Consider the following 7,618-nt stretch of genomic DNA (forward strand, 5'->3'; position numbering starts at 1 on the left):
GCCCTGCGACGACCGCGTCCCCCCGCAGGCCGGGCTCAGGCCGCCACGCTGCCGCGGGCCCCGTCCCAGTCCTCCACCTCGTAGAGGAACTTCGTCCCACCCCGGAGCTTCCGGTTGGCGGACGTGCTCTGGACGAAGACGACGTACTTCTCCAGGCTCGCGGGGCGGATGCGGACCGTCTCGCCCGCTGGCAGGCCGAGCATCTCCCGGGCGCGCTCGCCGCTGTAGAGGTCGCCCGTCTTGCGGTCCATCAGCACCACTTCCTTGCGGCCCTGAATGGTCTCCGTCTTGGTGAATTCGTAGAAGCCGCGCCCCGTCTTGAAGCCCAGGCCATTCTCCGTCACGAACTCCTTGATGGCGCTGTCCCCGTCCACTTCGAGCACCTGGAAGCGCCCGGGCGGCACCGCGCGCAGGTCCGTCTCACCGAAGAGCGTGGACGAGGCCCGCTTGAGCATCGTGTTGAACATGGTGTTCAGGCCACGGCTCATGCGGCCTTCGCGGGACACCTCCGCTTCGTACGCCTGGAGCTGCGCGTCCGACGACTGCTTGTAGCAGACGGCCAGCACCATGTCGGTGACGTGCGCGAACTGATCCAGGCTCAGGTGGAACCCGCCCGACTTCTGCGCCAGCTCCTTGTAGAACGGCGTCGCGTGGCGGCGATTCAAGGCCTGCACGCCATAGACAGGCACGCCCATCTTCCCCAGCGCGTCCAATTCCTTGCGCCAGTCCAGCTTCCCCGGATTCTGGTTGGGAGGGTGCGGGACGTCATCCCCGATGAGGACGAACACCTTCGTGTAGCCCTCGGTCCAGGACAGGCTTCGCGCCTCGTGCAGCACCAGCTCGTAGCACTCGGGCGCATCCCCGCCGCCCGTCTGCTCCACCTTCTCCACGAAGCGCGTGATGGCCTTCGCGTCATCCGTGAGGTCCAGCGCCTTCGTCACGTAGGAGGAACGCGCGTCACAGTAATCTCCGTGCGCGATGATGCCGATGCGGATGCCCGGAATCTCCTTCGTGAGCCGGGCCACCGCGCCGCCCAGCTTCTTGCGGACCTGCGCGAGGCACGGATACATGCTGCCAGTGGTGTCAAAGCTGAAGACGACCTCGACGCGATTATCAATCACAGACGTGCCCATGGTGCGCTCCCCCTCGTTCGTTCTTGGCGGCGACAAGAAGAACAGTACGTGAGGGGTCTGACATCGAAAGACCCGCTCCAGGGGGTGGAGCGGGTGGAGGAAACGGGGTCGCTCCGCTACGGCAGCGCCCCCCTGGGAGGAGCCGCTCATGCCCCCTGGGTGTCCAGGACGGCCTGCACCTGCGCGGGGACGGCCAGCGCCCGCGAAAGCCCATGGAGGTCCGCCCCATGGGTCCGTGCAGCAGGCCGATGCCGACCGCGACGACTCGCTCCAGCCGAAGCGGACGGCCGGAGTCACACAAACCCTGTGGCGGGTCCAGGCAGACCACCGCGCATCCACAGACAGGGGGGCTCTTGGCCTGCCATGAATGGCAGCGCTATCCTGGCGAGGCAGCACACACCCCACAAGAAACAGGAGCAGCACATGCGAGCGACAATCATTGCCGGGCTGATGGCGGTTGGTTTTCTGGCCGGCTGTGGCGGGGTCGAGGCGCCGGAGGAGATGAGCCCGGAAGAGGCGAACCGCATCGTGGAGATGGCGACGCCCGGTCCCTGCACTGACGCCTGCGATGCGAAGTACTACCAGTGCTATTACGGCGGCGGCGATCCGTACTACTGCAACTCCTACCGCGCCTACTGCATCTCGCAGTGTCCTTGAGGGGCTGATGCTGACGGCGTGCCGGAGCTGGCACGCCGCCCGCTCCGCCAAAGTCCTCTCGTCACGGCAGCCTCCACCCTCAAGCACAGGAGCAGCACATGCGCGCGACACTCATCGCCGGGCTGATGGTGGTCGGCGGACTGGGAGGATGCGGCGGAGTCGAAGCCCTTGAACAGCCCGCGCCTTCGACGGCGGACGTCCGGGCACAGGTCACTTCCTGCTACGAGGTGTGCAGGGCGCAGTTCGGGCTTTGCATGCGCGTGGCGCAAGACGACCCGCGCGAGCGGCAACTGTGCATGCAGGAATACGAAACGTGCAATGAGCACTGCACGCCGCCCTCCGGCGCCCGTCAGGAGTAACCGGCGTCAGCGCGAGGGATAGCTGTTCTGGTTCTGCTGCCGCTGCTGCTCCCGCTGGCGCAAACCCTCTTCATACTTCGCATTGCCCTCCGCCTCATCGGCACGCATCTGCGCCATGGCGCCAGGCGCCTCACGCACGACGATGGGCGCGAGTTCGCTCAGCCCCGCGAGCAGGACCGGGAAGGGCACGGCTTCCGAGTTCACCAGGATGGACCAGTCGTCCGTCACCGACGAGCGCTCCGCCTCGAACGCGAGCGCGTCGTGCGCCCACGACTCGGGCAGCTTCACCTTCCCGCTGCTGGGAGCGATTCCCGACGCGCCGCAGGGCGTGATGAAGACGGTCCGCCGATGCATCTGCCGGTGATGGGAGCGGGGCCAGTGGTTGTACTGGATGCGACACGCGTCCACCGCGCGCCACTGGGCCTGCACCGAAGCGAGCGCCTCCAGGTCGCCGACGTCGGTCTTGCTCGAATCACTCCCGAGCAGTTTCAACGCCACGAAGATGCCGCCCCCCATCGCCACCACCATCACGATGAGCATGAGGACGACCCTGGACCCACCCGACTTCGGAGCGACTTTCGTTTGCATGGAGCGCCATCCTAGCAGTGCGCGCCCACGCGGAATGAGCGCCTGGAGCCTGTTCGCGGCACGTGAGGCACGGAGCAGGCCCCGGCCTCACGCGCATCCGGAACGCTCAGGGCGCCAGCTTCGACAGGAGCAGCTCGGAGCCCTGGGAGGAACGGAGTTCGGCCTCCAGCACCTCAGCGGCGCGAACGGCCCCACCCTCCTCGCGCAATTGCTTCCGGATGACCGCGAGCCGGGACGCGACCTGGGGATCCTCCGTGAGCTGGAGCAGTGCCGAACGCAGCGCGTCGGGAGTCGCGTGCTCCGTGTCCAGGCGTCGGCCCACGCCGAGCGCGACGAGCTGGTCGGCATTGGCGAACTGGTCCGCGGCCTGGGGCACGGCGATCATCGGCAGCCCGCAGTACAGGCCCTCCTGCGTCCCGCCCATCCCCGCGTGGGTGACGAAGGCGTCGGCCTGTTCGAGCACCGCGAGCTGCGGCACCCAGCGGTGCACCTCCACGTTGTCTGGAATCGTCCCCAGTTCGCTCAGCTCCACGTGTTTGCCAATCTGGAGCACCACGTGCCAGCCGGCGAGTCCCCCGAAGGCCGCAAGACTGGCCCGGTAGAACGCGGGCTGGAGGGTGAAGGTCGAACCGAGCGACACCAGCACCACCTTGCGCGCGCCCGGGGGACGCTTCCAGGAGCCCTGGCTGGAGCGGTCACCGAAGCAGGGCCCCACGAAGGTGAAGCGCCCGCGGTCCACCCGGTCCGCGTGGGGCTGTAGCGCACGAGGGATGAGCACCAGGCCGCGCGGGGGCAGGCCGACGAAGCGCAGGGAGTCGGGTTGGGCCACGCCGCACGCGGCGAGCCAGTCCGAGTAGCGACGGTGGTGCGCCACGGCCCGAGCGTCCGTGCGCAGCCATTCCACCATCGTGGCCATGTCCTGCTCGTACCCCTCCCAGGCCACGAAGGCGGGCGAGAGCTGGACGCAGGGAAGACCCCAGTTCTCCGCGAGGATTCGCGCCGTCGAGCAGCCGATGTCGTACAGGAAGAGGTCCGGGCGATCGTCTTCGTAGGCCGCGCGCAGTTGCGGAAGCATGGACATGGCGTCGTCGAGGAACATGTCCAGTTGCCCCACCGTGTCCTCGGGCCAGCCGAGTTCCGGAGTCCCCGGGCGCGGGAGGGTGGAGCGGTAGGGGACCAGCTCCGCGCCCGTGGTGGCGATGGCCTCCGCGAAGGACGCGTCGTTGGCATACGTCACCCGGTGGCCCCGGGAGACCAGCTCCCGGATGAGCTCCAGGCTCGGATTCACGTGGCCGTGGGCGGGGATGCTCACCATGGCGATGTGGGCGCGGCGGGGCATGGGCTCTCTCCTGGCGGCGAAAACGAGACGGAACGTCTCGTCTCCAAAATGCATCCAGCCTGGGGGCCTGTCAAGACGAGACGGTCCGTCTTGTGACTGGTAGGATGACTCCATGGGAGAAGTGAAGACACCGGAGCCGGCGCGCCGCAGTGAGCGTTCGCGACAGGCCATCCTGACCGCCGCCGTCGAGTTGGTGGGCGAGGTGGGGTACGCGCGGCTGACCATCGAGGCGATCGCCGCGCGGGCGGGCGTGGGCAAGCAGACGATCTACCGCTGGTGGCCCTCCAAGGGGGCGGTGGTGCTGGATGCGTTCGTGGCGCTGGGCGGAAGCAGTGAGCCCGCGGCACTGCCGGACACCGGTGACCTGGAGGCAGACCTGAAGACGGTGCTGCGCGCCACGGTGCAGGAGCTCACGGATCCGCGCTTCGAGCTGCCCTCGCGGGCGCTCACGGCCGAATCCCAGTCAGACCCGGCGCTGGCCCAGCAGTTCGTGGAGGCCGTGCTGCGGCCCCATCTGACGGCGATCCAGGAGCGCCTGCGCGCGGCGCAGAAAGCCGGACAGGTGGCGAAGGGCGTGGACTTGAGTGTCGCGGTGGAGCTGCTCGTCGGTCCGCTCTTCCACCGCTGGCTGCTGCGCACCGCGCCCCTCACGAGGGCCTACGCGGACACCGTGGCGGCACTGGCCGTCGCGGCGCTGCGGCCCGCCAGTCGGAGCCGCTAGGGTTTCCCTCGCCATCCGCCCCATCCAAGGACGCATGAAGCCCTTCAAAGCCACGTCGCTCGTCATCCTGTCCCTGCTGGGAATCGCATGCGCGAGCACCCTGCCAGGAATCCCCTCCCAGGGCGCTTCGCAGCCGCTCTTCTACAAGACATACACCCTGGGCTCGGAGAAGCCCGAGGGGCTGCTCGTGGCCTTGCATTACTCCGGCTCCACTCCCGAGTTCTGGGACGAGCACGTCAAGACCCTGGGCACCGCCGTGCGGGTGGTCCTGCCACGCGGCGCGAGGCCCCATCGGGAAGGCTTCACCTGGTTCCCCGCCGAACACGAGCAGAGGGACGGGCTTCGGAAGACAGCGGAGGTGGAGCGGGTGGCCGCCCAGCTCGCGGACATCATTCGCGAGGTCCGCCGCGAGCATCCTGAAATCCGCCGCGTCGCCGTGACGGGATTCTCCTACGGAGGAGACCTCGCGTGGTTGCTCGCCCTCCGCTACCCGGAGCTGGTGGATGTCGCGGTGCCCATGGGTACGCGCCTGCTGGGAGAGCCCACCCGGTCCCTGCCCTCGTCCCATCAGGTGCTCGTGCTCCAGGGCGAGGACGACCCCATCATTCCCCTGCGACAGACACTCGCGCGCGTCGCGGACCTGAAGGCGGTGGGTGTTCCCATCGACGTGAGGACCTATCCGGCCCTGGGCCATGACGTGTCGCCCCAACTGCTCGAGGACTGGCGCGGCTTCTTGCGTCAGGCATTGCAGGAGCATTGAGGCGGGCGAAGCGCTGACGCTCACTTCAGATGTGTGAGCACGGCTCCGCGACAACTCCAGTTCACCCTCGCGTGGCGCTCAAATGCGACGCGAGCGAGGGCCTCGGCACCGGCCTCATCCACTGGACGACCGATGGGGTGCGATGCGCGCGTCCCGATTGGTATAGGTTTTTCCACCATCATGCGCCCTCTCCACATCACCACCCCCCTGATTCCACACGACGCGCTCTCGGCTTCGCTCGGCAAGGCCGTGCTCCTCAAACTGGAGAGCCTTCAGCCTTCCGGTTCCTTCAAGCTGCGCGGCATCGGAAAGCTGTGCCAGCAGGCGGTGGAGACCGGCACGCGACAGTTCATCTGTCCCTCCGGTGGCAATGCGGGCTTCGCCGCGGCGGTTGCCGGGCGTGCCCTCGGCGTGCCCACCACCATCCTGGTCCCCCATTCGACACCGGAGTCGGTGCGTCAGCGGATTGCCGAACTCGGCGCGACGGTGGTGGTGCACGGCGCCGTCTGGGACGAAGCCAACGAGGAGGCCCTGCGGCGCTGTAGCGGCGGGAAAGCCACATACGTGCCGCCGTTCGACCACCCGGACATCTGGGACGGCAACGCCACGCTGATCGACGAGGCGGTGGCCCAGACCCAGGATGGCTTCGATGTGGTGGTCTGCGCGGTAGGAGGCGGCGGGCTCATGTGCGGGGTGCTGGAGGGGCTGCACCGCAACAAGCTGGCGCACGTGCCAGTCATCGCCGTGGAGACCGAGGGCGCCGCTTCACTGCACGCGGCGGTGAACGCCGGCAAGCTCGTCACCCTGCCGGCCATTACCTCCATCGCGACCACGCTTGGCGCGAAGCGCGTGGCGTCCGCGGCCTTCGAATGGACGCGCCGCCACCCGGTCCACAGCGTGACGGTGAGCGATACGCAGGCGCTCGACGCGTGCCTGCAGTTCGCCGACGACCTGCGCATCCTCGTCGAACCCGCGTGTGGCGCCGCGCTCGCGGTTGCGTACCAGGGGCTCGACGTACTGGCCCCCTATCGCCGACCCCTTATCGTGGTTTGCGGCGGGATTGCCGTGGACCTGGCGAAGCTCGTCACGTGGCGCGAGGAGCAGGCTTCCCGCCGCGCGATTGCCAGGGATGTGCCGGCGGGTCCCTGAACCGCATGACGCGTAGCTCGGCAACCGCCCGGCAAACGACGTTCGACGATGGGGATATCCTCCGCCCCTCCCGCTATGGGCAGTTCGGCCAGACATGGACCAGCCTGATGAACGCGAGCGCCACGCTTCCGTCGTACACGTCCACGCTCGCGTTCCCCCCGTACACATTCAGGCCATGGCTGTCGTACGCCCGCACATCCACCAGCCGCTGAGGCCCGACAGGGACTTCGGTGAGGGTCCCCTGGATGTGGCCTCGCCGTGCTGGCCCCGAAATGAATGGGATTCGAGCCAGGGCGGCGCCGCGCCACGTGCTCACTCCAAGATGAACTCGAACGACCGGAACAAAAAAAGAAGCCTGGCAACCCTTGCTGGTTTGCCAGGCTTCTTCACTGTGGAGGCGGAGGGAATCGAACCCTCGTCCGAAAGCCGTCTGCTCTTTGACCCTACGTGCGTAGTCCGCGATTTTTTACGTCACCTGGACTCCCACGGACGGGATTCCCGATGCCGGTCCTGGAAAGATCTCGTCACCTCGGGCCCAGGCTCCCTCAGTGACCAGTCCGCATTATGACGGCCCATCCCCACCCCACGGACCGAGAGCAGGGGGACCGCGCACTAAAGACTGCTAATTAGGCAGCCAGCGCGAGCTCAACGTTGTCGTTGGCTTTTGTGTTGTTGTCGGCAGTTTAACGAGGTCCCAACAAGCTCGGCACGCGTCTCGAACTTCAATGCCCCCGTCGAAGCCAGGTCGCCCCCAGATTCGCCGTACTGCATGCGGCCACGACTTCTCCGCACCCGACTTACATTAACCGCTGAACGCCCCCCGTCAATCCTCCTGCTTCGACGGGGTCGCTTCCGCCAACATCCTGCCTGTCTCTTATACCCATCTCCGAGCCCACGAGACCGGAGCCTATC

General features: G+C 67.5%; 8 protein-coding genes and 1 other RNA gene. 5 read left to right on the forward strand and 4 right to left on the reverse strand.

Annotation, left to right across the window (positions count from 1 at the left end):
* Positions 1-35: 35 nt before the first annotated feature.
* Positions 36-1,133 carry a vWA domain-containing protein gene (locus tag D7V88_RS36240; RefSeq protein ID WP_208726695.1) on the reverse strand — a complete coding sequence of 366 codons (1,098 nt, stop codon included), beginning with the start codon at positions 1,131-1,133 and terminating at the stop codon, positions 36-38.
* A 450-nt stretch (positions 1,134-1,583) separates the two neighbouring features.
* On the opposite strand from D7V88_RS36240, the gene D7V88_RS36245 reads away from it, so the two are divergent.
* A complete protein-coding gene (locus tag D7V88_RS36245) occupies positions 1,584-1,790 on the forward strand; it encodes a hypothetical protein (protein ID WP_147449011.1) in 207 nt (68 codons plus the stop codon).
* A gap of 98 nt (positions 1,791-1,888) precedes the next feature.
* Entirely contained in the window at positions 1,889-2,149 is a 261-nt protein-coding gene (locus tag D7V88_RS36250) for a hypothetical protein (protein ID WP_120545158.1), read from the forward strand.
* A 6-nt stretch (positions 2,150-2,155) separates the two neighbouring features.
* Here the strand turns inward: D7V88_RS36250 and D7V88_RS36255 are convergent, their stop codons facing one another.
* The gene (locus tag D7V88_RS36255) at positions 2,156-2,737 is read right to left on the reverse strand and encodes a hypothetical protein (RefSeq protein WP_147449012.1); all 582 of its coding nucleotides are present in this window, start codon (positions 2,735-2,737) and stop codon (positions 2,156-2,158) included.
* 106 nt (positions 2,738-2,843) lie between these two features.
* Positions 2,844-4,130, reverse strand: coding sequence for a macrolide family glycosyltransferase (locus D7V88_RS36260; protein WP_372241160.1), 1,287 nt, complete (start codon positions 4,128-4,130; stop codon positions 2,844-2,846).
* Positions 4,131-4,188: 58 nt separating this feature from the next.
* Here D7V88_RS36260 and D7V88_RS36265 point away from each other — a divergent pair, with 58 nt between their 5' ends.
* The 3 genes from D7V88_RS36265 to D7V88_RS36275 all read left to right on the forward strand — a co-directional run bounded on the left by D7V88_RS36265 (position 4,189) and on the right by D7V88_RS36275 (position 6,706).
* Complete coding sequence (locus D7V88_RS36265; RefSeq protein WP_120545161.1) at positions 4,189-4,797, forward strand: TetR/AcrR family transcriptional regulator; 609 nt, start codon at positions 4,189-4,191, stop codon at positions 4,795-4,797.
* A 34-nt stretch (positions 4,798-4,831) separates the two neighbouring features.
* On the forward strand, positions 4,832-5,557 hold the full coding sequence (locus tag D7V88_RS36270) for an alpha/beta hydrolase (protein ID WP_120545162.1): 726 nt from the start codon (positions 4,832-4,834) through the stop codon (positions 5,555-5,557).
* Between the two features lie 180 nt (positions 5,558-5,737).
* A complete protein-coding gene (locus D7V88_RS36275; RefSeq protein ID WP_120545163.1) occupies positions 5,738-6,706 on the forward strand; it encodes a pyridoxal-phosphate dependent enzyme in 969 nt (322 codons plus the stop codon).
* 389 nt (positions 6,707-7,095) lie between these two features.
* Here D7V88_RS36275 and ssrA read toward each other — a convergent pair.
* Positions 7,096-7,459, reverse strand: a transfer-messenger RNA (tmRNA) gene (gene ssrA / locus D7V88_RS36280).
* Positions 7,460-7,618 lie beyond the last annotated feature (159 nt).

This window comes from Corallococcus terminator (assembly GCF_003611635.1).
Taxonomy (GTDB): domain Bacteria; phylum Myxococcota; class Myxococcia; order Myxococcales; family Myxococcaceae; genus Corallococcus; species Corallococcus terminator.

Coding starts and splice junctions, on each gene's coding strand:
- D7V88_RS36240 (WP_208726695.1), bottom strand. CDS start 1,133: ATGGGCACGTCTGTGATTGATAATCGCGTCGAGGTCGTCTTCAGCTTT.
- D7V88_RS36265 (WP_120545161.1), top strand. CDS start 4,189: ATGGGAGAAGTGAAGACACCGGAGCCGGCGCGCCGCAGTGAGCGTTCG.
- D7V88_RS36275 (WP_120545163.1), top strand. CDS start 5,738: ATGCGCCCTCTCCACATCACCACCCCCCTGATTCCACACGACGCGCTC.
- D7V88_RS36250 (WP_120545158.1), top strand. CDS start 1,889: ATGCGCGCGACACTCATCGCCGGGCTGATGGTGGTCGGCGGACTGGGA.
- D7V88_RS36260 (WP_372241160.1), bottom strand. CDS start 4,130: ATGCATTTTGGAGACGAGACGTTCCGTCTCGTTTTCGCCGCCAGGAGA.
- D7V88_RS36255 (WP_147449012.1), bottom strand. CDS start 2,737: ATGCAAACGAAAGTCGCTCCGAAGTCGGGTGGGTCCAGGGTCGTCCTC.
- D7V88_RS36245 (WP_147449011.1), top strand. CDS start 1,584: ATGGCGGTTGGTTTTCTGGCCGGCTGTGGCGGGGTCGAGGCGCCGGAG.
- D7V88_RS36270 (WP_120545162.1), top strand. CDS start 4,832: ATGAAGCCCTTCAAAGCCACGTCGCTCGTCATCCTGTCCCTGCTGGGA.